Source organism: Mycolicibacterium llatzerense (genome assembly GCF_000878195.1).
Lineage (GTDB): Bacteria > Actinomycetota > Actinomycetes > Mycobacteriales > Mycobacteriaceae > Mycobacterium > Mycobacterium llatzerense.
On sequence record NZ_JXST01000063.1, the window covers coordinates 1 to 23,758 of the forward strand.

At 67.5% G+C, this 23,758-nt stretch carries 27 protein-coding genes and 1 pseudogene; 16 read left to right on the plus strand and 12 right to left on the minus strand.

Annotation, left to right across the window (positions count from 1 at the left end; translation table 11 throughout):
* Positions 1 to 641 (plus strand): hypothetical protein (locus TL10_RS31375; RefSeq protein ID WP_043988192.1); only part of this gene is annotated, 641 nt, incomplete at its 5' end.
* Between the two features lie 353 nt (positions 642 to 994).
* Complete coding sequence (locus tag TL10_RS27665) at positions 995 to 1,348, plus strand: hypothetical protein (RefSeq protein ID WP_131630823.1); 354 nt, start codon at positions 995 to 997, stop codon at positions 1,346 to 1,348.
* An 86-nt stretch (positions 1,349 to 1,434) separates the two neighbouring features.
* Here the strand turns inward: TL10_RS27665 and TL10_RS27670 are convergent, their stop codons facing one another.
* Both TL10_RS27670 and TL10_RS27675 read right to left on the minus strand, forming a co-directional pair.
* A complete protein-coding gene (locus TL10_RS27670; protein WP_043394020.1) occupies positions 1,435 to 2,253 on the minus strand; it encodes a mycofactocin-coupled SDR family oxidoreductase in 819 nt (272 codons plus the stop codon).
* 2 nt (positions 2,254 to 2,255) lie between these two features.
* Entirely contained in the window at positions 2,256 to 2,576 is a 321-nt protein-coding gene (locus TL10_RS27675) for a putative quinol monooxygenase (RefSeq protein ID WP_043393797.1), read from the minus strand.
* 181 nt (positions 2,577 to 2,757) lie between these two features.
* Between TL10_RS27675 and TL10_RS27680 the strand changes: the two genes are divergently transcribed.
* Both TL10_RS27680 and TL10_RS27685 read left to right on the plus strand, forming a co-directional pair.
* Complete coding sequence (locus TL10_RS27680; protein ID WP_051954753.1) at positions 2,758 to 5,403, plus strand: DNA translocase FtsK; 2,646 nt, start codon at positions 2,758 to 2,760, stop codon at positions 5,401 to 5,403.
* A gap of 111 nt (positions 5,404 to 5,514) precedes the next feature.
* Positions 5,515 to 6,003 (plus strand): DUF4282 domain-containing protein, encoded by a 489-nt coding sequence (locus TL10_RS27685; RefSeq protein ID WP_043393799.1) that lies wholly within the window; start codon positions 5,515 to 5,517, stop codon positions 6,001 to 6,003.
* 3 nt (positions 6,004 to 6,006) lie between these two features.
* Here TL10_RS27685 and TL10_RS27690 read toward each other — a convergent pair whose 3' ends face one another.
* Entirely contained in the window at positions 6,007 to 6,528 is a 522-nt protein-coding gene (locus TL10_RS27690; RefSeq protein ID WP_043988194.1) for an amino-acid N-acetyltransferase, read from the minus strand.
* Positions 6,529 to 6,583: 55 nt separating this feature from the next.
* Here TL10_RS27690 and pgsA point away from each other — a divergent pair, with 55 nt between their 5' ends.
* From pgsA to pspM, 4 genes are all read left to right on the plus strand, one after another.
* A complete protein-coding gene (gene pgsA / locus TL10_RS27695) occupies positions 6,584 to 7,168 on the plus strand; it encodes a CDP-diacylglycerol--glycerol-3-phosphate 3-phosphatidyltransferase (RefSeq protein WP_043394027.1) in 585 nt (194 codons plus the stop codon).
* A 115-nt stretch (positions 7,169 to 7,283) separates the two neighbouring features.
* Positions 7,284 to 7,607: a transcriptional regulator ClgR gene (clgR, locus tag TL10_RS27700; RefSeq protein ID WP_043393801.1), complete on the plus strand. Its 324-nt coding sequence runs from the start codon at positions 7,284 to 7,286 to the stop codon at positions 7,605 to 7,607.
* A 168-nt stretch (positions 7,608 to 7,775) separates the two neighbouring features.
* Positions 7,776 to 8,585: a phage shock protein PspA gene (gene pspA, locus TL10_RS27705; protein ID WP_020101883.1), complete on the plus strand. Its 810-nt coding sequence runs from the start codon at positions 7,776 to 7,778 to the stop codon at positions 8,583 to 8,585.
* Between the two features lie 24 nt (positions 8,586 to 8,609).
* Positions 8,610 to 9,434 carry a phage shock envelope stress response protein PspM gene (gene pspM / locus TL10_RS27710; protein WP_043393807.1) on the plus strand — a complete coding sequence of 275 codons (825 nt, stop codon included), beginning with the start codon at positions 8,610 to 8,612 and terminating at the stop codon, positions 9,432 to 9,434.
* A 3-nt stretch (positions 9,435 to 9,437) separates the two neighbouring features.
* Here the strand turns inward: pspM and TL10_RS27715 are convergent, their stop codons facing one another.
* Both TL10_RS27715 and TL10_RS27720 read right to left on the minus strand, forming a co-directional pair.
* The gene (locus tag TL10_RS27715; protein ID WP_043988195.1) at positions 9,438 to 9,881 is read right to left on the minus strand and encodes a DUF5313 domain-containing protein; all 444 of its coding nucleotides are present in this window, start codon (positions 9,879 to 9,881) and stop codon (positions 9,438 to 9,440) included.
* Between the two features lie 21 nt (positions 9,882 to 9,902).
* The gene (locus TL10_RS27720) at positions 9,903 to 10,340 is read right to left on the minus strand and encodes a limonene-1,2-epoxide hydrolase family protein (RefSeq protein ID WP_043988196.1); all 438 of its coding nucleotides are present in this window, start codon (positions 10,338 to 10,340) and stop codon (positions 9,903 to 9,905) included.
* 182 nt (positions 10,341 to 10,522) lie between these two features.
* On the opposite strand from TL10_RS27720, the gene TL10_RS27725 reads away from it, so the two are divergent.
* The 5 genes from TL10_RS27725 (at position 10,523) to recX (ending at position 14,583) form a co-directional block, all read left to right on the plus strand.
* Complete coding sequence (locus TL10_RS27725; RefSeq protein WP_043988197.1) at positions 10,523 to 11,698, plus strand: glycosyltransferase; 1,176 nt, start codon at positions 10,523 to 10,525, stop codon at positions 11,696 to 11,698.
* A 9-nt stretch (positions 11,699 to 11,707) separates the two neighbouring features.
* Positions 11,708 to 11,902: a DUF3046 domain-containing protein gene (locus TL10_RS27730; protein ID WP_043393813.1), complete on the plus strand. Its 195-nt coding sequence runs from the start codon at positions 11,708 to 11,710 to the stop codon at positions 11,900 to 11,902.
* 127 nt (positions 11,903 to 12,029) lie between these two features.
* Positions 12,030 to 12,824, plus strand: coding sequence for an SDR family NAD(P)-dependent oxidoreductase (locus TL10_RS27735; RefSeq protein WP_043988198.1), 795 nt, complete (start codon positions 12,030 to 12,032; stop codon positions 12,822 to 12,824).
* Positions 12,825 to 13,028: 204 nt separating this feature from the next.
* On the plus strand, positions 13,029 to 14,081 hold the full coding sequence (recA, locus tag TL10_RS27740; protein WP_043393818.1) for a recombinase RecA: 1,053 nt from the start codon (positions 13,029 to 13,031) through the stop codon (positions 14,079 to 14,081).
* Positions 14,050 to 14,583, plus strand: coding sequence for a recombination regulator RecX (gene recX / locus TL10_RS27745; RefSeq protein WP_043988199.1), 534 nt, complete (start codon positions 14,050 to 14,052; stop codon positions 14,581 to 14,583). The genes recA and recX overlap by 32 nt, the downstream gene beginning before the upstream one ends.
* On the opposite strand, the gene TL10_RS27750 is transcribed toward recX, so the two are convergent.
* Both TL10_RS27750 and TL10_RS27755 read right to left on the minus strand, forming a co-directional pair.
* On the minus strand, positions 14,580 to 15,440 hold the full coding sequence (locus TL10_RS27750) for a hypothetical protein (protein ID WP_043988200.1): 861 nt from the start codon (positions 15,438 to 15,440) through the stop codon (positions 14,580 to 14,582). The genes recX and TL10_RS27750 overlap by 4 nt on opposite strands.
* Before the next feature lie 177 nt (positions 15,441 to 15,617).
* Entirely contained in the window at positions 15,618 to 16,373 is a 756-nt protein-coding gene (locus TL10_RS27755) for a 3-oxoacyl-ACP reductase family protein (RefSeq protein ID WP_043393821.1), read from the minus strand.
* 119 nt (positions 16,374 to 16,492) lie between these two features.
* Between TL10_RS27755 and TL10_RS27760 the strand changes: the two genes are divergently transcribed.
* A complete protein-coding gene (locus TL10_RS27760) occupies positions 16,493 to 17,113 on the plus strand; it encodes a TetR/AcrR family transcriptional regulator (RefSeq protein ID WP_043393822.1) in 621 nt (206 codons plus the stop codon).
* Here TL10_RS27760 and TL10_RS27765 read toward each other — a convergent pair.
* The 4 genes and pseudogenes from TL10_RS27765 to TL10_RS27775 all read right to left on the minus strand — a co-directional run bounded on the left by TL10_RS27765 (position 17,080) and on the right by TL10_RS27775 (position 20,227).
* A complete protein-coding gene (locus TL10_RS27765; RefSeq protein ID WP_043393824.1) occupies positions 17,080 to 17,961 on the minus strand; it encodes an amino acid ABC transporter permease in 882 nt (293 codons plus the stop codon). The genes TL10_RS27760 and TL10_RS27765 overlap by 34 nt on opposite strands.
* Entirely contained in the window at positions 17,961 to 18,635 is a 675-nt protein-coding gene (locus tag TL10_RS31855; protein WP_231575545.1) for an amino acid ABC transporter permease, read from the minus strand. The genes TL10_RS27765 and TL10_RS31855 overlap by 1 nt, the downstream gene beginning before the upstream one ends.
* A 39-nt stretch (positions 18,636 to 18,674) precedes the next feature.
* A pseudogene (locus tag TL10_RS31860) lies at positions 18,675 to 19,469 on the minus strand (glutamate ABC transporter substrate-binding protein); the annotation flags it as partial.
* Positions 19,470 to 19,498: 29 nt separating this feature from the next.
* Positions 19,499 to 20,227, minus strand: coding sequence for an amino acid ABC transporter ATP-binding protein (locus tag TL10_RS27775; protein WP_043988204.1), 729 nt, complete (start codon positions 20,225 to 20,227; stop codon positions 19,499 to 19,501).
* Positions 20,228 to 20,389: 162 nt separating this feature from the next.
* On the opposite strand from TL10_RS27775, the gene miaB reads away from it, so the two are divergent.
* Both miaB and TL10_RS27785 read left to right on the plus strand, forming a co-directional pair.
* Positions 20,390 to 21,940, plus strand: coding sequence for a tRNA (N6-isopentenyl adenosine(37)-C2)-methylthiotransferase MiaB (miaB, locus tag TL10_RS27780; protein WP_043988201.1), 1,551 nt, complete (start codon positions 20,390 to 20,392; stop codon positions 21,938 to 21,940).
* Positions 21,928 to 22,524: an Rv2732c family membrane protein gene (locus tag TL10_RS27785; RefSeq protein ID WP_082068109.1), complete on the plus strand. Its 597-nt coding sequence runs from the start codon at positions 21,928 to 21,930 to the stop codon at positions 22,522 to 22,524. Before miaB ends, TL10_RS27785 begins: the two co-directional genes overlap by 13 nt.
* On the opposite strand, the gene TL10_RS27790 is transcribed toward TL10_RS27785, so the two are convergent.
* The coding region (locus TL10_RS27790) for a DUF349 domain-containing protein (RefSeq protein WP_043988202.1) at positions 22,514 to 23,758 on the minus strand (1,245 nt) is incomplete at its 5' end. The genes TL10_RS27785 and TL10_RS27790 overlap by 11 nt on opposite strands.

Below are 23,758 nucleotides of genomic sequence, written 5' to 3' on the forward strand. Positions count from 1 at the left end.
GTTTCGCTGTGGGGGTTACCGCGAACAAGCTGCTGTGCGATGCCGAGATTGCGCCTGACGGCAGCGTGGTGGTGATTGAAGATGTTGGCGCCAACGGTCTTTCGGGTGTCTACGTGCACGAGGATGTCGGCGGCGATGGTGGTACCGCCCGGGCGCTGTGGGTGCATACGATGGACATCCACGAGTGCGACCTCGCCGGCAAGTTGGTGCGGGTAAGGGTGTACTCGGGCTCGGACAGTCGTGGGCTCGGCGTGCCGGCGTTCGACGGGCAGCTCGACATCGCCAGTGGGGTCATGGCTTTGGGTGATCGCCATAATCGCACTCGTCAATTGCTGTTCGGCACACCGAAAATCGTCCGGGTCAGCGTTTTTCTCGGCAGCGAGATCGAGACCATCCAGTTCAGCGATTCCGAGAGTCGTTATCCCGTGTCGGGCACGGGTGAAGTCAATGTGCTGCTGCATGGCGAAACCGGGTTCGTTCAAGCGCTCGGATACCCGATGCCGCGGTGGAGCTGGCTTCAGCGATTGCGACGTCGAGGTCGCGACAGGACCCCGCGGACGCACGTAGAGGTGGGTCCGCCGGTGCCGACCCGCTGTGCCGGCGAAGAACCAGTGCCGGCCTGGAGTGGCGTCGCCCTGTGAACGGAGCTGGAGCCGAAGTCGGTCGCGTCATGCCAGTGCTGAATCGCAGTCGCGCGTACCCGCCACACTTTGCCGCATTGCCGTTGAATTCTGCTGCAGTGCAACCAGTTCCGGCGGTACGTCCGCTCTACTGGTGGGCGCGGGCATTGCAGCAGCAAGGCTGTCTACTCCAGGCGGTGTCCTACAGCTCGAGCGAACCGGCGGCGGTGGTGACTGTGCGGCTGCCATCTCGCCGCGTGGTTCACGTCCGTTGCACTGGCGACGACCTGGCTGAGTCGACTGATCTGCCAAGTGTGCTCGCTGCGGCAATATGTCAGCTCAGCAGTGGCGATTGGGCCGACGACACCAACCGCATGCTCGCGCTGCTGCAGAACCTGCGTCTGTTGATTCAGCCCCAGCCTGCGGCCCGAAACTCGGCGCACATTTCGGGCTTGATCAGCCAACCAGCCCGCCCGGTGCGGGTGGCGTACTGGTGGGCCGAGGCGCTGCAGGCCCGCGGCTGGCGCCTGTCAGCGCTGGGGGAGCCGATGGCGCGGAGCGGCTTCATTGCCGAAATCCCGGAAGGGCCAGGCGAATCCGTGTTGGCGATCTACCCGCGGGATATCCCTGACGACGGGACAGAGGCGAGCGCACTGGCGAATTCTCTGCGGCGACTCACTTTCGAGCAGCGGCGATACCTCGCACGGCTGATTTCTCATGCGGGCTAGAACGGCTGCCGATCGATACGGACTGCAGCTGTTCGAAGGTCGCAAACGGCCCGAAGGCCGTCTGTGCCGCAGCATTGCGGGCCACGTCAGCGCTTGTTGACGAAGCCGGCATCCACCGGCAGCGTCACGCCGGTGATGTAGCGTCCGGCGTCCGACACCAGCCAGGCCACCGTGTTGGCGATGTCCTCGGCGTCGAGGACCTGCACCGGCAACGCGTTCGTCATGTCCGGTCCGGCCTTCGTCTCTGCCGTCAACTGGCTCAACCACTTCCGGGTGAAGTCGTTGTCGATCATCGGGGTGTCCACGCCGGCCGGATGGATCGAGTTGACCCGGATGTTCTGCGAGGCGAGCAGATTCGCGTACACCCGCATCAGGCCGACCATGCCGTGCTTGGCAGCGGCGTAGCCCACCGACCCGGCCATCGGCGAGGCCAGCCCGACCAGACCCGCGACGGAACTGATCAGCACGATCGAGCCGCCGTTGCCGGCCTTGACCATGGGGCGCATGGCCACGTCGAGGGTGTGGAAGACGCCGGTCAGGTTGACGTCGATGACGTCCTGCCAGGCGTCTTCGCCCGCCATGGGTGCGATGCCCGCATTGGCGATGACGATGTCCAGCCGGCCGCCGAGCTCCTCGACGCCGGCCTTGAGCGCAGATTTCAGCGCGTCGCGGTCGCGGACGTCGGCCTGGCCGGCGACGATCCGGGCCCCGTTCTCCTCGACCAGCTTGACCGTCGCGGCCAGATCATCGGGAGTGGCCATGGGGTAGGGGACCGACGCGATCTGGTCGCACAGGTCGACGGCGATGATGTCGGCACCCATCGACGACAGTTTCACCGCATGCGCACGGCCCTGGCCACGGGCCGCACCGGTGATGAAGGCAACCTTGCCGCTGAGCTCACCCACGGTCACTTACCCCGCAACTGGCCCTTGGCGGGATCGCCGGCGACGACGGGGGCGAGCATCTTGATGTCGGGTGCGCCGTCGAGGTGCTCGCCGATGGCGCCGAACAGCTTGCCGATGGCCGGGGCGGTGCTGTGGGTCTTGAGGGCGTCCGCGTCGGCCCACTGCTCGACGAAGACGAACGTGCCGCCGTCGGCCTCGTGCAGCGAGTAGAGCTCACAGCCCGGTTCCGCGTGGACGGTGTCGACCGCCTCGACGCACGCGGCGCGGACCTGATCGACGGACTCGGGCTTGGCCTTCATGGTGGCGACGACAACGACCGGCATGGACGAACTCCTCGATAGATAGCTGAACTAGACAGGTGTCCACGTTAGCTCGGAGCTCTGGGCGGGTGTGACGTGGCTCCCACAGGTAGGTGACCAGCAGATATGCGGCCGAGGTCGTGACCTAAGCGTTACGTGTGTGGCAGATGGTGCAGATGGGGAGAATGCGACTAGGCTGGCAGCCATGGCGAGTAAGACCGCAACGAGCTCAGCTAACCGGGCCAAGGCCGGGTCGGCGAATCGTGGCGCAGCCGGTTCGGGGGCGCGTTCATCGAAGTCAGGCAGTGCAAAGTCGAGCCGGCCGGCACGTCCGCCGGCCCCGAAATCGCCCGCTCGTAAGCCGGCCCGCAAACCGGCACCCCATCCATCTCCGGTCGCTACCGCCGGTGCTGCAGTGGGTCGTGGCGCCCGCGCGGGCTGGTTGATGCTCGCGAAGGGCGCTGGAACCACTGCCCGCAGCGTCGGCCGCGCCCGGGAACTCGAGCCCGGACACCGCCGCGACGGCATCGCGCTGGCGCTGCTGGGCGTCGCGTTCCTGCTCGCGGCGAGCTCCTGGTTCGATGCGGCTCGACCGGTCGGTGCGTGGATCGACTACGGCGTCCGCACGGTCATCGGATCCGCGGTCGTCGTGCTGCCGGTCCTGCTGCTGGCGCTGGCCGTCACGCTGATGCGGACCCATCCGAACCCCGACGCGCGGCCGCGGCTGATCCTCGGCGCCGCCATGATCGGGCTGCCGGTGCTGGGCCTGTGGCACGTCTGGGCCGGTGCGCCCACCGAGCCGGGGGAGCGCCGCGGCGCCGCCGGGTTCGTCGGCTTCGTCATCGGCGGGCCGCTGTCCGACGGGCTGACCGTCTGGATCGCCACTCCGTTGCTCATCATGGGCGTGCTGTTCGGCCTGCTGCTGGTCACCGGCACGACCATCCGGGAACTGCCGGACACGTTGCGCTACATGGTCTCCGGTCGCCTGCACGGCGACCATGACGACGAGTACGACGCTCCGGCCGGCTATGTCGACGATTTCGCCGATGATTTCTCCGACGGCTACTACGACGACCCGACCTATTCGCGGGACGAGCCTGAAGCCTGGCCCGGTTCGGAGCAGACCACCGCGGCCATGACGCGGCCACTGGGCCGCACGCCGATGGACAACTACCCGGTCGAGCCCGCAGCCGACGAAGCGCCGACCGCGCCCGAGCCGGCGGCCAAGCCGTCGCGCCGCCGCAAGGCCCAGAACGTCGCGGACCCGGTGCCCACCAAGGCCAAGGCCCTGGAACAGGCCGCCGACAAGAACAAGGACGACGGCCTGACGCTCGACCGCGTCATCGAGGGCGACTACACGCTGCCCCCGCTGGAGCTGCTGGCCGACGGCGACCCACCGAAGCGGGTCGGCCGCGACAACGATCGCATCATGAACGCGATCACCGAAGTGATGCAGCAGTTCAAGATCGACGCCACCGTCGTCGGTTTCCAGCGCGGCCCGACCGTCACCCGTTACGAGATCGAACTCGGGCCCGGTGTGCGCGTCGAGCGGTTCACCCAGCTGCAGCGCAACCTCGCCTACGCGGTGGCCAACGAGCACATCCGCCTGTTGGCGCCGATCCCCGGCAAGTCCGCGGTCGGCGTCGAGGTCCCCAACAGCGACCGGGAGATGGTGCGGCTCAAGGACGTGCTGAACGCACCGTCCACCCGCAAGGATCACCACCCGATGGTGTTCGGTATCGGCAAGGACGTCGAAGGCCACTTCATCAGCTACAACCTGGCCAAGATGCCGCACCTGCTGGTGGCCGGCTCCACAGGTTCGGGTAAGTCGAGCTTCATCAACTCCATGCTGGTGTCGCTGCTGCAGCGGGCCACGCCGGACGAGGTCCGGATGATCCTGGTCGACCCGAAGATGGTGGAATTCCCGCCGTACCAAGGCATTCCGCACCTCATCACGCCCGTGATCATCGACCCGAAGAAGGCCGCCGCCGCGCTGGCCTGGTTGGTCGAGGAGATGGAGCAGCGCTACCAGGACATGAGCGCCAGCGGTGTCCGGCACATCGACGACTTCAATAAGAAGGTGCGCTCGGGCGAGATCACCGCTCCGCTGGGCAGCGAGCGGGTCTACAAGACCTACCCGTACATCCTGTGCGTCGTCGACGAGCTGGCCGACCTGATGATGCAGGCGCCGCGCGACGTCGAGGACGCGATCGTCCGCATCACCCAGAAGGCCCGTGCGGCGGGCATCCACCTGGTGCTGGCGACCCAGCAGCCGGTGGTCTCGGTGGTCACCGGTCTCATCAAGGCAAATGTGCCGTCCCGCATGGCATTCGGCGTGACCAACGCGACCAACTCGCGCGTCATCCTCGATCAGATCGGCGCCGAGAAGCTCACCGGCAAGGGTGACGCACTGTTCCAGCCGTCCGAAGCGCCCAAGCCCATCCGGGTGCAGGGCGCCTACGTCAGCGACGACGAAATCCAGGCCGTCGTCGCCTTCACCAAACAGCAGGCCCAGCCCGAGTTCATCGACGGCGTCACGGTCAAGACCGTCGAGAAGCGCGATATAGACAGCGACATCGGCGACGACATGGACGTCTTCCTGCAGGCCGTGGAGCTGGTTGTGTCGAGCCAGTTCGGGTCGACCTCGATGCTGCAGCGCAAGCTGCGCGTCGGGTTCGCCAAGGCCGGCCGCCTCATGGACCTGATGGAGACGCGCGGCATCGTCGGACCGTCCGAGGGCTCCAAGGCCCGCGAGGTGCTGGTCAAGCCCGACGAACTGGCCGGCACCCTGATGCTGATCCAGGGTGGCTCCGATGCCAACGGATCGACGGGTGACGACCCCGGGTTCTGACCGGTGTTACCGGGATCACATCACTGCGGGCCGGCGGTGCGGATAACAACGACGATTGGTGGCAGGCGGCGCCGACTGTGGGAGGCTTAGGTCTCCTAAGGAGGCTTTGCCGTGGTTGACATTTCGCCCGCCGAAGAGCTCGATGCTGAGTTCGAGTCCGGCGGCCGCAGCTGGCCTGCGCTGACGGCGTTCACCGACGTCGGATTCCGCAAGACGACCGCTCACCAGCTGGTTCCGGTGCTGTACGTGCTGGCCATCGCAGGTGCGCTGGTGTCGTATCTGTTCGGCGCCGTGCTCGCGTTCGAGTCGTCGGCGTTGCTCGGCCTGTTCTGGCTGGTGATTGCCGGACCCGTCGGGTGCGTCGCGATCGTGCTGGTGGCGCGGCTGATGCTCGAGTCGCTGCTGGCGGTCCTGGCGATGGGTCGGCAGGTCGATGAGGCCAACGAGCTGGTGCTCGAGATCGCCGAGCTGGTGATCGGGATCTCGGACAAGGTCGAGGTGATCCCGACGTTGCCGTTCGGCCGCGGTGGGCGCTCCCGTCGGCGGGCAGCGATCATGGACATCCGCGACCGTGTCGTCGCCCGGAAGTCTGCCGAGTAGGCGCTACAGCGTGACCAGCATCCGGGTGTTGCCCAGGGTGTTCGGCTTGACGTAGGACAGGTCCAGGAACTCCGCCACACCGGTGTCGTACGACCGGCACATCTCCTCGTACACCTCGGCGGTGACGGGCGTGCCCTCGATCTCGACGAAGCCGTGCTTGCTGAAGAAGTCGATCTCGAAGGTCAGCACGAAGACGCGCTGCAGCTCAAGCTCCCGGGCCACGTCGAGCAGCCGTGCCACCACCGCGTGCCCGACGCCCATCCCGCGCACCTTGGGATGGGCCGCGACGGTACGTACCTCGCCGAGGTCGGCCCACAGCACGTGCAACGCACCACAGCCGACGATCTCGCCATCGAGGTCGGCCACCCAGAATTCCTGGACCGCCTCGTAGAGGGTCACCAGGTTCTTCTCGAGCAGGATCTTTCCCGCGTAGATGTCGACGAGGGCCTTGATACCGGGGACGTCGGACGTCCGGGCGCGGCGAACCACCAGCCCTGTGGTGGTGGGTTTCGGTGCGTCGCTCACACGTGGAGGGTATCGGCTGCGTATCGCCCGGTAGGTGACCGGATATCCTGTGTCGGTGACAGGCCAGTCAGATACCGATCCGCGCGCCTCGCGTGCCGGCGTGGCGAACATCGCCAATCTGCTGACCGGCCTGCGTATCGTGCTGGTGCCGGTGTTCCTGGCGGCCCTGTTCGCCGGCGATGGGCACGAAACCCGTTGGCGGATTGCGGCTTTCGTCGTGTTCGCGGTGGCCGTCATCACCGATCGGTTCGACGGCGAGATCGCCCGCAGCTTCGACATGGTCACCGAGTTCGGCAAGCTGGCCGACCCCATTGCGGACAAGGCCCTGATCGGGGCCGCGCTGATCGGGCTGTCGATGCTCGGCGACCTGCCCTGGTGGATCACCGTCGTGATCCTGACCCGTGAGCTTGCGGTGACACTGTTGCGCTTCGCGGTGATCCGGCGCGGCGTCATCCCCGCCAGCCGTGGCGGCAAGCTCAAGACGCTGGTGCAGGCGGTGGCGATCGGTTTGTTCGTCCTGCCACTGCATGCCTGGCCCGCCCCGTGGCTGACCGCTGCCTGGGTCTTCATGTGGGCCGCGGTGGTGCTGACCGTGCTGACGGGCATCGACTACGTCGTCTCCGCGTTTCGTCGCCCCTGAATCGCCGCATCGGGAACCAAAGCGGTGCGTCGCCGCGTTGGTGCCTACAAGACCGTGTAGAACGGGTGGTCCGGCCGGGCTGCGCGGCTGTTACTCAGGCTGAAGGGGAAACGCGATGACGACATTGTTGCGTGAGGTGATCGGCGACGTGCTGCGCCAGGCCCGTACCGGTCAGGGACGCACACTGCGCGAGGTGTCCGACGGTGCACGGGTGAGCCTGGGCTACCTGTCCGAGGTGGAGCGGGGCCGCAAGGAACCGTCGAGCGAACTGCTCGGTGCCATCTGCGGTGCCCTGGAGGTACCGCTGTCGCAGGTGCTGGCCGATGCCGCCGAGCAGATGCTGCACACCGAGCGCGCCGAGGCTGACCGCACGGTGGCCAACATCGACGTCGCGACCAAGGTCGTCATTCCTCAGCATCTCGCCATGGCAGTTGCTTGAATCGTCGCAGCCCGACCGACGGCTAACTCGCCGCACCGCAATAGTGCATGCGGGCTGCGTCTTGCTGTCCATACCTACTAGGTTGGCTGTAGACGCGCTGCCACCTACGCGGCCGGCAACCTGATAACCGATCCCGAATCACGAACGACACGAAGGCGGACCGATCTCATGGCCAATCCCTTTGTCAAGGCCTGGAAGTACCTCATGGCGCTGTTCAGCTCCAAGGTCGACGAGTACGCCGACCCGAAGGTGCAGATTCAGCAGGCGATCGAAGAGGCCCAGCGCCAGCACCAGGGCCTGACGCAGCAGGCGGCCTCGGTCATCGGCAACCAGCGTCAGCTCGAGATGCGCCTGAACCGGCAGCTCGCCGACATCGAGAAGCTGCAGGCCAACGTCCGCCAGGCCCTGACCCTGGCCGACCAGGCCACCGGCGCCGGTGACGTCGCCAAGGCCACCGAGTACAACAACGCCGCCGAGGCCTTCGCAGCCCAGCTGGTGACCGCCGAGCAGAGCGTCGAGGACCTCAAGGCGCTGCACGACCAGTCGCTGCAGGCCGCCACGCAGGCCAAGAAGGCCGTCGAGCAGAACGCCATGGTGCTGCAGCAGAAGATCGCCGAGCGCACCAAGCTGCTGTCGCAGCTCGAGCAGGCCAAGATGCAGGAGCAGGTCAGCGCCTCGCTGCGCTCCATGACCGAGATCGCCGCGCCGGGCAACACCCCGAGCCTCGACGAGGTGCGCGACAAGATCGAGCGTCGCTACGCCAACGCCATGGGTTCGGCCGAGCTGGCTCAGAACTCGGTGCAGGGCCGCATGATGGAGGTCCAGCAGGCCAGCGTGCAGATGGCCGGGCATTCGCGCCTGGAGCAGATCCGTGCCTCGATGCAGGGCAACTCCCTGCCGTCCGGCGGTGCCGCAGCGCCTGCCACTCCCGCAGCTCCGGCAGCCAACCCGGCGCCGGAGAACCCGCTGTCGCAGTAAATTTCGAGATGTGAGGGGGCAGCGGTGAACGCCCAGTCGTCCGGCCGCCCAGGGGAGACCCGGGGCTGGCAGGCGGTCCTGCAACGCAGCATCGACACCGCCGCCGAATTGTCCGACGTGGTGGCCCAGCGCCTCGGTGCGGCGGCCGATCCACGCGCCAGGCTGCTGCGCAAGCGGCGCTGGGCGGTGCGGCTGGGCTGGCTGTTCGCCAGCGCCAGCGCCTTCTGGATCGGGTTGACGGCGCTGCTGGCCGCGTGGAGCACCCCGTTCTGGGTGCTGATCATCACCGGCCCCATCGCCGGTGGTGCCGCGTTCCTGGCCACCCTGTGCTTCCTGCGTTACCGATGGCTGCGCCGCGAACCGTTGCCGCCGCCGCGGTCCTCGCGGCTGCTGCCGCCCAGGGGCTCGGCGGCGCGCCGTCCGATGGAGACGCTGGCGTCGGCCGAGCGCGGGTTGTACGCACTGCTGAGCGTCATCCAGCGGGGCCAGTTGCTGCCCGCCGCCGAGATCGCCGAAGTGACCGCCGCGGCCAACGTGTCGGCCGCGGCGCTGGCCGGTACGGCCGGGGAAGTGGTCGCGATGGAACGGGCGGCCGGTTCGGTGCCGCAGTCCCGCGGGCATCTGGCGCCGACCATCAAGTCCTACACGGCCCAGCTCGATGCGGGCGTGCGGCAGTACGCCGACATCGCCACCGCGGCAGCGCAATTGGTGTCAGCGGCGAACAGCGGGGCGGGGTCGGCGCGGTCGATGTCCGAGCAGCGTTACCGCAGTGAACTCGTCGCGGCGACCGACCGGCTCAGCGCCTGGGCGCAGGCATTCGATGAACTCGGACGCCTGCGTCACGCCTGACGGTCAGATCGTGGTGGAGCTGCCCGAGCCGTCATCGGACCGGCGGCCGTACCGCTCCTCGTAGGCCGCGTGAATGTGGGCGTTCTTCTGGCGCAGCGACTCTTCGAGCAGCTTCGGGTCGATGCCGTGCTTGACCAGCATGTGCCGGCGCCAGATCTTGTTCAGCGCGTGCGAGAAGTAGATCACCGGAATCAGGATGGGCACCGTCGCGCTGAGCCTGATGATCAGGTCCGAGCCGCCCGTGATGCCGAGCAGCTCGGGCAGGAACCAGATCGGGATCAGGATCAGGAACGCCGGCACGAACATGCGGATGACCACCCGCAGGGTCGCGCCCTGGCCGATGAGATCCTCGGTCACCCAAGCCTGCATCGAGTCGGGCAGCCGGCCGCCGTAGCTGTACTTGATGTACTGCCAGGCGCTGGGCTTCGGGCGATTCTCGTTGGCCATGGTGGCCGATTTTACCGGTGGCTACATAGTCGGCCGCAGGGCCGGGATGGCGGCGCCGACCAGACCGCGCACCGTGGCCTTGACCATGTCGAACATGTCGAAGTAGTCACGCCACAGCGTGATCCGGCCGTCGTGCACCTCGAACACGCCGCACACCCAGAACTGCAGGCGTACAGGTCCGATTACCAGCGCATCGGTGCGCTCGTTGAGCACGGTGGAACCCTCTCCGACGAGGCGGTGGAACTTCACCTCGAAACTGACCGGGCTCTTCTTCATGGGGCGGAACAGCTTCATGGCGCGGGCGCGGCCATGAATGGTCGGCAGCCCGACGTTCTCGTAGACGAGGTTGTCGTCGAGCAGGCTGTCCGCCGTCTCCATGTCCTCTGCCTGCAGGGCGTAGAGGAACGTTTCGACGATCTCGGCATTGGTCTGGGTCACTGCCGGTGTGGTCTGTGTCATAGGTTCACCGTAGCCGCGCGACGATCAAGCGGCGAGGGACGAGCCGCGTTGAGGAGTGCGGCCATTGGCTGTAGCCGCGCGACGATCAAGCGGCGAGGGACGAGCCGCGTTGAGGAGTGCGGCCATCAGGCCCAGTGCGCCTGCCCGGCGGTGCCCAGGTGCTGGTGTGACAGGGTGACCCGATGCATGTCGCCGTGGTTGCCGGGCCTGATCCCGGCCATGCCTTTCCGGCGATCGCCCTGTGCCTTCGGTTTCAGGCGGCCGGCGACCACCCGGTGCTGCTGACCGGCCGGCACTGGCTCGACACCGCCCGGGCGGCCGGCGTCGACGCGCGGGAACTGCTCGGGCTCGACCCTGAGCACGGCGACGACGACCTCGACTCGGGCGCCAAGATTCATGAGCGTGCCGCGCGGATGGCGGTGCTCAATGTGCCCCTGCTGCGTGAGCTGGCGCCCGATCTGGTGGTGTCGGACGTCATCACGGTGTGCGGCGGCATGGCCGCTGAATTGCTGGGCCTGCCGTGGGTCGAGCTGACTCCGCACCCGCTGTATCTGCCGTCGAAGGGGTTGCCGCCGTTGGGCAGTGGCCTGGCGCCGGGTGTCGGCCTGCGCGGCCGGCTGCGGGACGCGACGCTACGGTTCTTCACGTCGCGCTCGATCCGCGAGGGGGACCGGCAGCGATCCACGGCGCGCGTCGGAATCGGCTTGCCCGCAACCGATCCCGGGCCGGCGCGGCGGTTGATCGCGACCCTGCCCGAGCTCGAGCTGCCCCGACCGGATTGGCCGGCCGAAGCCGTCGTCGTGGGGCCGCTGCATTTCGAGCCGACGACAGCGGTGCTGGACATACCGCCGGGCTCGGGCCCGGTTGTCGTCGTGGCGCCGTCGACGGCCACCACCGGGATGCAGGGTCTCGATGAGCTCGCGCTGGCGGCGCTGATCCCCGGACAGACCCTGCCCGACGGTGCCCGCGTCGTCGTCTCGCGGCTGCGTGGTGCTGACGCGCCGGTGCCGCCGTGGGCCGCGGTCGGGCTCGGCCGCCAGGACGAACTGCTGAAGCAGGCCGACGTGATGATCTGCGGCAGCGGCCACGGCATCGTGTCCAAGACGCTGCTGGCCGGAGTGCCGCTGGTGGTGGTGCCCGGTGGCGGAGACCAGTGGGAGATCGCCAATCGGATTGTGCGACAAGGCAGTGGCGAGCTGATCCGGCCGTTGACCGCGGAGTCGCTGGCGGCGACCGTCGGCCGGGTGTTGTCGACGCCGTCCTATCGGGACGCGGCCGGGCGCGCAGGCGCCAGCGGAGCGGACGTCGCCGACCCGGTGGCCGTGTGCCGGGCGGCGCTGGGCGTCGGCGCTGAGTAGGTTGGTGCGGTGCGACTGACCGAATTCACCCTGCTGATCGAAGACCAGTTCGGTACGGCGCGCGGTGCTGCGTTGGTGAACGACCACGTGCTGGCGGTCCTCGGTGGCCGCACCCCGGCTCAGGCGATCGAAGCCGGCGTCGATCCCCGCGACGTCTGGCGGGCCCTGTGCGCGGACTTCGACGTCCCGCGCGATCAGTGGTGAGCGGCGCTTTTTAGTCCTGCGGCACTGCTCGCGCTTCGGTGTTTGTTGGCCGACGACATGGTGTTCGCCGGGCCTGCCCCGATAGCGTCGCTGGTGAACCTCACGATGGAAGGACGACTTCACGCCGATGAACGCGACCATTGCTGTAGTCACCGGGGCCGGCCGGGGGATCGGCCTGGCCATCGCGAAAGCCCTTGCCGCCCAAGGGCACCGCGTCTTGATCACCGACGTCGACGGGGATGCCGCGCAGCGTGCCGCCGAGACCGTCGGGCGCGGGGCGTGGGGCGTGGCCCAGGACGTGCGCGACGTCGCGGGTCACCAGGGGATCGCGGCGCTCGCCGCCGAACAGGGTCGGATCGCGGTGTGGGTCAACAACGCGGGAGTGCTGCACGCGGGCAACAGCTGGGAACAGCCCGCCGAGCACGTCGTCCAGACCCTCGATGTCAACGTCCGCGGGATGATGGCCGGCTGCATGGCGGCGGTCAATGCCATGGGTGCGCGCGGCGGCGTCATCCTCAACATTGCCTCGATCTCGGCGCTGACGCCGGTGCCCGGACTGGCGGTCTATGCCGCCAGCAAGGCCGCCGTGCTGTCGTACACCACGTCGTTGCAGGGCGAATTGCAGACCGCCGGCCTGCCGATCCGGGCCCGCGCGCTGTGCCCCGACGTGGTGAACACCGAGATGGTCACCGCCACGACCCACGACCCCGGAGCGGCCCTGCTGTTTTCGGGTCCCAAGCCGCTGGTCGCCGATGACGTGGCGGCCGCAGCCATGGAGTTGATGGACTCCCACCAGATTTTCCGCGTGGTGCCGCGCTGGCGCGGCGTGATCGCGCGCAGTACCGACGTGGCGCCGGCCGCCGGTTTGCGCGCCCTGTCCCTGATGAGGACGTTGGGCCTGCGGCGCCAGCGTTCTCTGTGACTGCCGCCGACTTCGGGCCATCCTGGGTGTTGCGGGAAATCACTCGCCGCGCCCTCGGTCATTGATCGGCGTGTCTGCTTGCAGTCGAACACCTGTTCGCTAGTCTGATCCCAGTTCGCGGAACTTGTCGGTGGCCTCATCTAGCGTCACGGCCAACCGATCGGAAACCCGATCAACGGACATCCACGAGGACGGAGATCACCCATGGCAGCACAGGCCCCAGATCGCGAGAAGGCACTCGAACTCGCGCTGGCACAGATCGACAAGAACTTCGGCAAGGGCTCGGTGATGCGGCTGGGAGACGAGACCCGCCAACCGATTTCGGTCATCCCGACCGGGTCCATCGCACTGGATGTCGCCCTCGGCATCGGTGGTCTGCCGCGCGGCCGCGTCGTCGAGATCTACGGCCCGGAATCCTCGGGTAAGACGACGGTCGCCCTGCATGCGGTGGCCAACGCTCAGGCCGCCGGTGGCATCGCGGCGTTCATCGACGCCGAGCACGCGCTGGACCCCGACTACGCCCAGAAGCTCGGCGTCGACACCGACGCGCTGCTGGTCTCTCAGCCCGACACCGGTGAGCAGGCCCTGGAGATCGCCGACATGCTGGTGCGTTCCGGCGCCATCGACATCCTGGTCATCGACTCGGTCGCCGCACTGGTGCCGCGCGCCGAGATCGAGGGCGAGATGGGTGACAGCCACGTCGGTCTGCAGGCCCGCCTGATGAGCCAGGCGCTGCGCAAGATGACCGGCGCACTGAACAACTCCGGCACCACTGCCATCTTCATCAATCAGCTGCGCGAGAAGATCGGCGTGATGTTCGGTTCGCCCGAAACCACCACCGGTGGTAAGGCTTTGAAGTTCTACGCCTCGGTGCGTATCGATGTGCGCCGGATCGAGACGCTCAAGGACGGTACCGATGCGGTCGGTAACCGTACCCGGGCCAAGATCGTCAAGAACAAGGTCGCGCCGCCGTTCAAGCAGGCCGAATTCGACATCCTCTACGGCAAGGGCATCTCCAAGGAGGGCTCGCTCATCGACATGGGTGTCGAGCACGGCTTCATCCGTAAGTCCGGTTCGTGGTTCACCTACGACGGCGAACAGCTGGGGCAGGGCAAGGAGAACGCCCGCAACTACCTGCTGCAGAACCCGGATGCCGCCAACGAGATCGAGAAGAAGATCAAAGAGAAGCTCGGTATCGGTGCGGTGGTGACCGATGGTGCGGCCGATGACGTCCTTCCCGCCCCGGTCGACTTCTGAGGCTGAGCCGGCGCAGCCGCAGCGGCGTGAGGAGCAGGCGCGGGACGTGTGTCTGCGTCTGCTCACCACCCGGGCGCGCAGCCGGGCTGAACTCGAAACTCAGCTGACCAAGCGTGGCTTCCCCGAGGACATCAGCGCCCGGGTGCTGGACCGGCTCACCGAGGTAGGTCTGGTAGACGACGCGGCATTCGCCGAGCAGTGGGTGCGCGAACGTCGCACCAACGCGGGAAAAGGCAAGCGCGCCTTGGCCTCTGAGTTGCGGACCAAGGGCATCGACGCCGACGTGATCGCCGAGACGCTCGACAGCGTCGACGCGGGAGAGTGGCGGGTGCGCGCCGAGGAACTCGTCGCCACCAAGTTGCGGCGGGAAAGCCTCGACGACGAGCTGAAGGTGACTCGGCGGCTGGTCGCGATGCTGGCACGTCGCGGCTACAGCCAGGGCATGGCCTTCGATGTGGTCAACACCCAGCTCACGCAGGAGCGTCAGCGCCGCACGGTTTAGTCCTTGGATGAGCCCTTGGGCTCAGGGTGCTTGACCTTGGGCGGCGACAGCTTGGGCACCGAGAACTTCGGGACGGAGAATTTCGGCACCGAGAACTTGGGTGCGGAGAATTTCGGCGGCGAGAACTGGCCGGCCGGCGGGTGCACGACGTTATCGGTCGTTGCGTCCGGAAGTTGCGTGGGCTGCTTGGGCGACTTCGGGGGCTTGGGTAGCTTCGGGATGAACGTCGAGACGATCGAATCCTGTTGCACTGTTGGCTTTTTCGGGGTCACCGGAGTCTTCGGGATGACTGGAGTGTTCGGGATGTCGATGGCGGCCGTTGGCTTCGCGGCGGTCATCATGACGGGCAGCGGGGTGTGCAGTGCGTTATGGGTGAACTGTTCCACCGCCGTGATCACCGCCCGGGCGAAGTCCGCCATCTGCTGCGTGACGTTGAGGCCGAATGTGGTGGTGTCGACCACGAATTGCTGACCAGGCCCCGTGTTGAACGGCGGGAACGCGGACAGTGTGGTCGCTCGGAACTGGAGCTGGAAGACCGCGATGTCCTGGGCGAACCCGATCAGGTCGCGGCCGGCTTCGAACTCGATGTCGGCGACCGTGCTCAGGGCTTGTGCGGTGGCGGTGAGTGGCGGCGTGCCATTGCCGATGGCCGCCACGAAACTCCCCGGCACTTGCGCCTGGCGTTGGACTAGTGCGGCACCGGTGGTGACCCAATCGACGAACAGCCCGACGTTGAACACCACCTGCTGATTGAGCAGATCGAGCGGTAGTGGCAGCGGCTGCGCTGTCAGCGAGATGCCCGGTTCGGTCAGAACGGGCACCGACGGGATGGTGGCGCGCCCTGGTGCCGGCGCCATCGTGAGCACCAAACACGCGGTGCACAGTGCCGCGACGGTGTGGGTTGGAGCTGGAACTGCACGAACCGCGACACTCATGACGCCTCCCGGGATCGAGTGAACCTCCAACTAGGGACACGACGTGCGTGCCCGCAGGGTTCACCGGGAGACGAACCCTGCGGGTGGGTCGGTCCGGCGTCAGATCACGAAGCCGCCGTCGATGTTCCAGGTGACACCCGTGACGAACCCCGACTCGGGGTGGGCCAGGTAGGCCACGGCACTCGCGATATCGCGGGGCTGTCCGTACTGGCCGACCGCGATGAGCGGGCGCAGCTCGTCGGCGAAGTCGCCGGTGTCGGGGTTCATGTCGGTGGCGACCGGCCCCGGCTGGATGGTGTTGACGGTGATGCCGCGGGGGCCGAGCTCGCGCACCAGGCCTCGCGTCAGCCCGGCGACCGCGGCCTTGGTGAGGGCATACACCGAGAAGCCGGCGGTCGGCACCCGGTCGGCATTCACGGAGCCGATGGTGATGATCCGGCCCCCGGCGCCCAGGTGCGGCACGGCGCGCTGAATGGCGGCGAACACGGCCTTCACATTGATCGCCAGCATCCGGTCGAAGTCCTCCAGCGGGAACGACTCGATCGGTGCTCCCTGCGCGACGCCGGCGTTGTTGACCAGGATGTCCAGTCCGCCGAGTCGCTCGACGGCTTCGTCCACCGCGGCGGCGACGGCCAGCGCGTCGGCGCTGTCGGCTTTGATGGCGGCCACCTTGGCGCCGGCCGCCTCGAGTTCGTCGACCAGGTCCTGAGCGGCATCAGGCGAGGACTGGTAGGTGAACGCGACCGCCGCGCCGTCCGCCGCGAGCCTGCGCACGGTCGCGGCGCCGATGCCGCGGGAACCGCCGGTGACCAGTGCGCGTCGCCCGGTGAGTGGGGCTTCCGAAGTGGTGCTCATGAGTTCTCCCCGTCGTGGAATGATTCTTTCGAACCGATCGGTTACTAAGTACGTTCAGCACAAGCCGCTACGGCAGGGTGGCATTCCGGACTGTGGCCCGGATCACATCGGGAGGGTTGATGGCGATCGGCAGACCGCGCACGTTCGACCCGGAGCGCGTCCTGGACACCGCGATGCGGTTGTTCTGGGAGCGCGGCTATGACGGGGTGTCCATCAGTGATCTCACGACGGCGACCGGTGTCAACCGCCGCAGCCTCTATGACGAATACGGTTCCAAGGCCGAGCTCTTCCGCGCCGCGGTGCGGCGATACCAGGCCGGTCCCGGCAGCTACGTTGAACGCGCGCTGGTCCTGCCCACCGCGTGGGATACCGCGTACGCCATGGTGCACGGCGCTGTCGACGGGTCCTCTGGGGCGGCGGGTCCGCGCGGATGCCTGCTGGTGCAGAGCGCCCTGGCCGCAGGCGACGAAGCGGCCGAGTTGCACGCCGAGCTGGCCCAGCTGCGCGAAGACGGAATCGCGGAACTGGCCGAACGTTTCACGGCTGCCCAGCTGATGGGCGAACTGCCCGGGGCGGACCCACAGCTGGTGGCGCGCTGGATCGTCGCCGTCAGTCAGGGCCTGGCGGTCCAGGCCAACGGCGGCGTCGAGCGCGACGAACTGCACGCGGTGGCCGATCAGGCGCTCCGCGCCTGGCCCGGAGCGCCTCAGACCGGCGGGGTACCCGGCGCATCCTCCTGAATACCGGTGTTCACCGGCAGCGGATCCGGGGTACGCCGCGACTGCCGCAGCCGCGCTTCCAGGCGGGTCGCCAGCGCCGACAGCGCGAAGTTGAGGCTGATCATCAGCACCGCGATCACGATCAGCGCGGGGATGTAATTGCTGTACGCCGAACCGATGTTCGTACCCTGGCGGACCATCTCGACGAATGTGATCTGGTAGCCGATCGCGGTGTCCTTGAGCACCACCACCATCTGCGACACCAGCACCGGCAGCATCGACGTCACGGCCTGGGGGAGCAGGATCAGCCGCAACGTCTGACTGGGCCGCAGGCCCAGCGCCACGGCGGCCTCACGCTGCCCGCGGGGCAGCGCGTACACGCCGGCCCGCACGATCTCCGCGATGACCGCGCCGTTGTACAGCGTCAGTCCCGTGATCACGCCGGCCAGCGCCAGCTGACGCGACGGGAAGACGTCGTACAGCGCGAACAGGAAATACGCGAACAACATCATGATCAGCACCGGGACGGCCCGGAAGAACTCGACGAAGACCGAGCACACCCACCGCACCGCGCGGGCCTCCGACAACCGCCCCATGCCCAGTGCCAGACCCAGCACGAGCGCCAGCACGATCGACACCACCGCCGCCGTCAAGGTGCCGACGGCACCGGGCAGCACGTACGTCGTCCACAGGTTCGCGGTCAGGAACGGGTGCCACTTCGCTTCGGTCAGTTGGCCTTTGGACTCGAACTGCCACAGCACCCAGCCGGCCATCGCGATGATCACCGCGACGATGAGGGCGGCGAACAGCAGGTTGCGCCGCTGCGCCCGCGGCCCCGGGGCGTCGTAGAGGACGGACGATGTACTCATTACCGCACCACCGCGTATCGCTTACCCAACCAACCGAACAACAGTCCCAACGGCAATGTCAGGACCACGAAACCAGCGGCGAAGATCGAGCCGACCGCCAGCAGCGCCGCGGTGTTCTCGATCATCTCCTTCATCAGCAGCGCCGCCTCGGCCACGCCGATGGCCGACGCGATCGTGGTGTTCTTCACCAAGGCGATCAGCACTGAACCCAGCGGGTTGATCACCGCGCGAAAGGCCTGCGGCAGCAGGATCAACCGCAGGTTCTGCCCGAAGCTCAGCCCCAGTGAGCGGGCGGCCTCGGCCTGTCCCAGCGGCACGGTGTTGATGCCCGAGCGCAATGTCTCGCACACGAATGACGCGGTGTAAACCGTCAACCCGAGGGCCGCGAGCCGAAAGTTGCTGTCCACCACGGCCGTCGGCGAATGCGAATCGACCAGCGTGACCCGCAGGGTGTTCCCGATACCGAACGAACAGAACAGGATGATCAACGTCAGTGGGGTATTGCGGACCACGTTGACGTAGGTCGTGCCCAGCCAGCGCAGCACCGGCACCGGCGACAGGCGCATCGCCGCCAGCACCGTGCCCAGGATCAGAGCACCGGCCGCGGCGAGCAGCGTCAGTTGGATCGTGGTCCAGAACGCCTTCAGGATCTTGCCGCCGTAGGTGCCCCACAGATCGACGCGCTTCGCCCCGCCGGCGCCATAGATGTTGGTGTCCAACGGGGGCGGTGGCGGCGCGGACAGTCCGGCCGGGCCCAGATTGCGGTCGAACGCGGCCTGCCACTCACCGGACTTCTGCATCTTCTCGATGGCGTCGTTGATCTTCTGGCGTAATTCCTTGTCGCCCTTGAGCAATCCGATGCCGTACTTCTCGACCGAGAAGGGCTTGCCGATCAGCTTGAACGCACCCGGGGTTTGGGCGGCGTACCCGGCCAGGATCACCTCGTCGGTGCTGAGCGCATCGATGGCCCCGGTCTTGACGGCCTCCAGGCAGGCCGAGTAGGTGTCGTACTGCTGCAGCTGCACGCCCGGGTACTTGTCCTTGATGCGTTGCGCCGGAGTCGAACCCGACACCGAGCAGAGCTTCTTGTGGTTCTGCAGTGATTCGACGCTGGTGATCTCGTTGTTGTCGGCGCGCACCAGCAGGCTCTGTCCGGTGACCAGGTACGGACCGGCGAACGACACCTTCTGCTTGCGGGCGTCGGTGATGGAGTACGTCGCGGCGATGAAGTCGACCTGGTGGTTCTGGATCAGGTTCTCGCGCTGACCCGACGGCGCCTCTTTCCATTCGATGTCGTCGGGCTTGTAGCCGAGCTGCCCGGCCACATAGGTCGCGACGTCGATGTCGAAGCCGGCCAAGGTGCCGTCGGGCTTCTTCGCGGCCAGACCGGGCTGGTCGAACTTGGTGCCGATGGTGATCTTCTTGCTGCTGGCGCCGCAGGCGCTCAGGGTCAGCAGCGCCAGGATCAGGACGGTGACGGCGGCGACACGGCGGTATCCACGTGTCACCGAACTCTGCCGAATCGATCGTTCCACGATCAGTGGTCCAGGATCTTGCCCAGGAAGTCCCGGGCCCGGTTGGACTTCGGTGCGGTGAAGAACTCGTCGGGCTCGGCGTCCTCGACGATGGTGCCGTCGGCCATGAACACCACCCGGTTCGACGCCCGGCGGGCGAAGCCCATCTCGTGCGTGACCACGATCATGGTCATGCCCTCGCTCGCCAGGGACGTCATCACCGAGAGCACTTCGTTGACCATCTCGGGGTCCAGCGCGCTGGTGGGTTCGTCGAACAGCATGACCTTCGGGCCCATGGCCAGAGACCGGGCGATCGCGACGCGCTGCTGCTGCCCACCCGACAACTGCGCCGGGTACTTGTCGGCCTGGTTGGCCACCCCGACGCGCTCCAGCAGTTCCAGCCCTTTCGTCCGGGCCTCGTCCTTGCCCTTGCCGCGGACCTTCATCGGCGCCAGGGTGACGTTGTCGAGAATTGTCTTGTGCGCGAACAGGTTGAACGACTGGAACACCATGCCGACCTCGGACCGCAGCGTCGCGAGCTTGCGGCCCTCTTCGGGCAGTAGGTCTCCGTCGATGTGGATCGTGCCCGAGTCGATCGTCTCCAGCCGGTTGATGGTGCGGCACAAGGTCGACTTGCCCGAACCTGACGGTCCGAGCAGCACGACCACTTGGCCACGAGGGACTTCGAGATTGATGTCCTTCAGCACATGCAGTGCACCGAAGTGCTTGTTGACCCCCTTGACCGAGATCATCGGGGTGGCAGGTGTCGTCTCGCCGGTGACCATGCTCACAGACCCTACCCAGGTAAGCCACGGACCGTGGTCTGTCACAGAAACCGGGAAACCCCTCGGCAAATTTGGTATAAACCGCGCCGCCCGTACGATTGGCAGGTGATTTCGACAGCGACTCCGGACGTGGAAGCTGACGCCACGGAGTCCGCTACGGGTTCCGGCGCGGGGCGCACCTATCAGGTCCGCACCTACGGGTGCCAGATGAACGTCCACGACTCCGAACGGCTCGCCGGCCTGCTGGAAGACGCCGGCTACCGGCGCGCCGACGACGGCGACGACGCGGACGTCGTGGTCTTCAACACCTGCGCGGTCCGGGAGAACGCCGACAACAAGCTCTACGGGAACATCAGCCACCTGGCGCCACGCAAGCAGACCGACCCGAACATGCAGATCGCGGTCGGTGGCTGTCTGGCGCAGAAGGACCGCGACACGGTGCTGAGCAAGGCGCCGTGGGTCGACGTGGTGTTCGGTACGCACAACATCGGCTCGCTGCCGGTGCTGCTGGAACGCGCCCGGCACAACCGCGAAGCTCAGATCGAGATCGTCGAGGCACTCCAGGAGTTTCCGTCGGCGCTGCCCGCGACGCGCGAATCATCTTATGCGGCTTGGGTTTCCATCTCCGTGGGCTGCAACAACACCTGTACGTTCTGCATCGTGCCGTCGCTGCGCGGCAAGGAGGTCGACCGGCGTCCCGGCGACATCCTCGCCGAGGTGCAATCTCTGGTGGACCAGGGTGTCCTCGAGATCACGCTGCTGGGCCAGAACGTCAACGCGTACGGCGTCTCGTTTGCTTCGGATGAGCGCTTGCGCGAAGACCCGGAGGCCTGGACCGACATCGAACGGGACCGCGGCGCGTTCGCCAAACTGCTGCGTGCCTGCGGCGACATCGAGGGCCTGGAGCGGGTCCGGTTCACCTCGCCGCACCCCGCCGAGTTCACCGACGACGTCATCGAGGCGATGGCGGCCACCCCGAACGTCTGCCCGACACTGCACATGCCGCTGCAGTCGGGCTCGGATCGCATCCTCAAGGCGATGCGCCGCTCCTACCGCGCCGAGAAGTACCTCGGCATCATCGAGCGCGTGCGCGCGGCGATCCCGTACGCGGCCATCACCACCGACATCATCGTCGGATTCCCGGGGGAGACCGAAGAAGACTTCCAGGCCACCCTCGACGTCGTCGAGCGCGCCCGCTTCTCCAGCGCCTTCACGTTCCAGTACTCCAAGCGGCCCGGCACGCCGGCCGCCGAGCTGCCTGACCAACTGCCCAAAGAGGTTGTCTCCGAACGTTATATGCGGCTCATCGAGCTGCAGGAGCGCATCTCGTGGGAGGAGAACCTGGCGCAGGTCGGCCGGGAGGTCGAGCTGCTGGTGGCCACCGGCGAAGGCCGCAAAGATTCCGCCACCGAGAGAATGTCGGGCCGCGCCCGCGACGGCCGGCTGGTGCACTTCACCCCGGGCGACGCCGACATCCGGCCCGGCGACATCGTCACCACGACCGTCACCGGTGCCGCGCCGCACCACCTGATCGCCGATGCGCCGATCGCCGGCCACCGCCGCACCCGCGCGGGCGACGCGCACGCCGCGGGCCGCAAACCCACCACCGGCGTCGGGCTGGGCATGCCGCAGATCGGCGTGCCCCCCGTCACGCCCGTAGAGCAGGGATGTTCACGATGAACGACACCAAGCCCAACGGCAGCAACGGCGAGTTCGAGGAGTTCAAAGACGACATCGACGCCGCCGAGCAGCGCATCGCCCGCGAGATCGATCCCGGCGGCCGCGCCATGGTCGTGGCGATCTGCGTCTTCGTGATCCTGCTGTCGTTCGTGCTGCCGCACACCGGCGGCGTCAAGGGATTCGACGTCTTGCTCGGCGATCAGGTCGCTCTCGACGCGAAGATTTTGCTGCCGTCGCGGGTGTTCGTCTGGCTGATCCTGGTGTTCAGCGTCGGTTTCTCGATGCTGGCGCTGCTGACCCGGCGCTGGGGCCTGGCCTGGATCGCGCTGGCCGGTTCCGCCGTGTCGTGTTTCCTCGGCATGCTCGCCATCTGGTCGCGCAACACCGTCGTGCACCCGTACCCGGGACCCGGCTTCGGGCTCTACCTCGCGTGGATCGCCGTCATCCTGCTGACGTTCCACTGGGCACGCGTGGTGTGGTCACGCACCGCGGTGCAACTGGCAGCCGAGGCACAGCGCCGCGACGCGACCGTCGAGCAGCAGAAGCGTGGGCTGCTCGACGGCCCCGACAGCCCTACTTCTTGATCGCCGCTGAGGCGGCGTCGGCCCACTCACGCCACTGCGCCGCACTGGCGCGCGCCTTCTCGGCATCTTTGGCCTTACCCGCGGCCTCGGCCTTCTCGGCCTGACGCTCGAACTGCTCGGCCCGCTCGCGGAACTGGTCGGCCCGGGCCTGCGCCTCGGGGTCGGTCCAGTTGCTCTCCGCGGCATCGCGGATCTTCTTCTCGACGACCCGCAACCGGCGCTCCAGCTCCGCGGTGCGGTCGCGCGATGCCTTGCCGATGGCGTCCCACTTGTCGCCGATGGCCCGGAATGCCGCACGTGCCGCGTCGACATCGCTGATGTCGATCTTCTCGGCCTCGACCAGCAGCTCGGCCTTGGCATCGGCGTTGGCGTTGAACTCGGCGTCCTTCTCGGCGTTGATCGCGTTGCGGGCGCTGAAGAACGTGTCCTGCGCAGCCTTGAACCGCTTCCACAGCGCGTCGTCGACGTCCTTGGCGGCACGGCCCGCGGCCTTCCACTCCGTCAGCAGATCGCGGAACGTCGAGGCGGTGGCACCCCAGTCCGTGGAGCCGGACAGTGCCTCGGCGCGCTCACACAGCGCCTCCTTGGCCTGCCGCACGCCGACCCGCTCCCGATCCAGCTCGGCGAAGTGCGAGCCCCGGCGGCGGTTGAACGCCTCGCGGGCCGCCGAGTAGCGCTTCCACAGCGCGTCGTCGACCTTGCGGTCCAGGCCGGTGATGGTGCGCCACTCGTCGAGGATCGCCCGCAGCCGATCACCGCTGGCCTTCCACTGGGTGGAGTTGGCGCCGATGTCCTCGGCCTCGGCGGCCAGGGTTTCCTTGCGGGCGGTCTGGGTGGCCCGGAGCTCGTCGCGCTTGGCCCGCTCCTCCTGCGCGCTGGCGCCGGCCTGCTCGACGACGGCGGTCAGCCGGGCGGTCAGGGCATCGACATCGCCCAGCACCGCGGCGGTCGGGACGGATTCGAGCAGCGTCGCGGCGGCGGCCTTGATCTTGCGGGCGTCGCCGCTACCGCTGCCGAGCCGGTGCTCCAGCAGCGCGACCTCGGTGCTCAGATCGTCGTACCGGCGGCCGAAGTGGACGTACGCGGCTTCGGCGTCGCCGGCCTGCCACGAGGCGATGTTGCGCTCGCCGGCGGCAGTGATCAGCCACACCGTGCCGTCGTCGTCGACGCGGCCGAACCGGTGCGGATCGCAGGTGGGCGGCGCGGCGGCAGGCGCCGGGGGATGGTTGGGGCT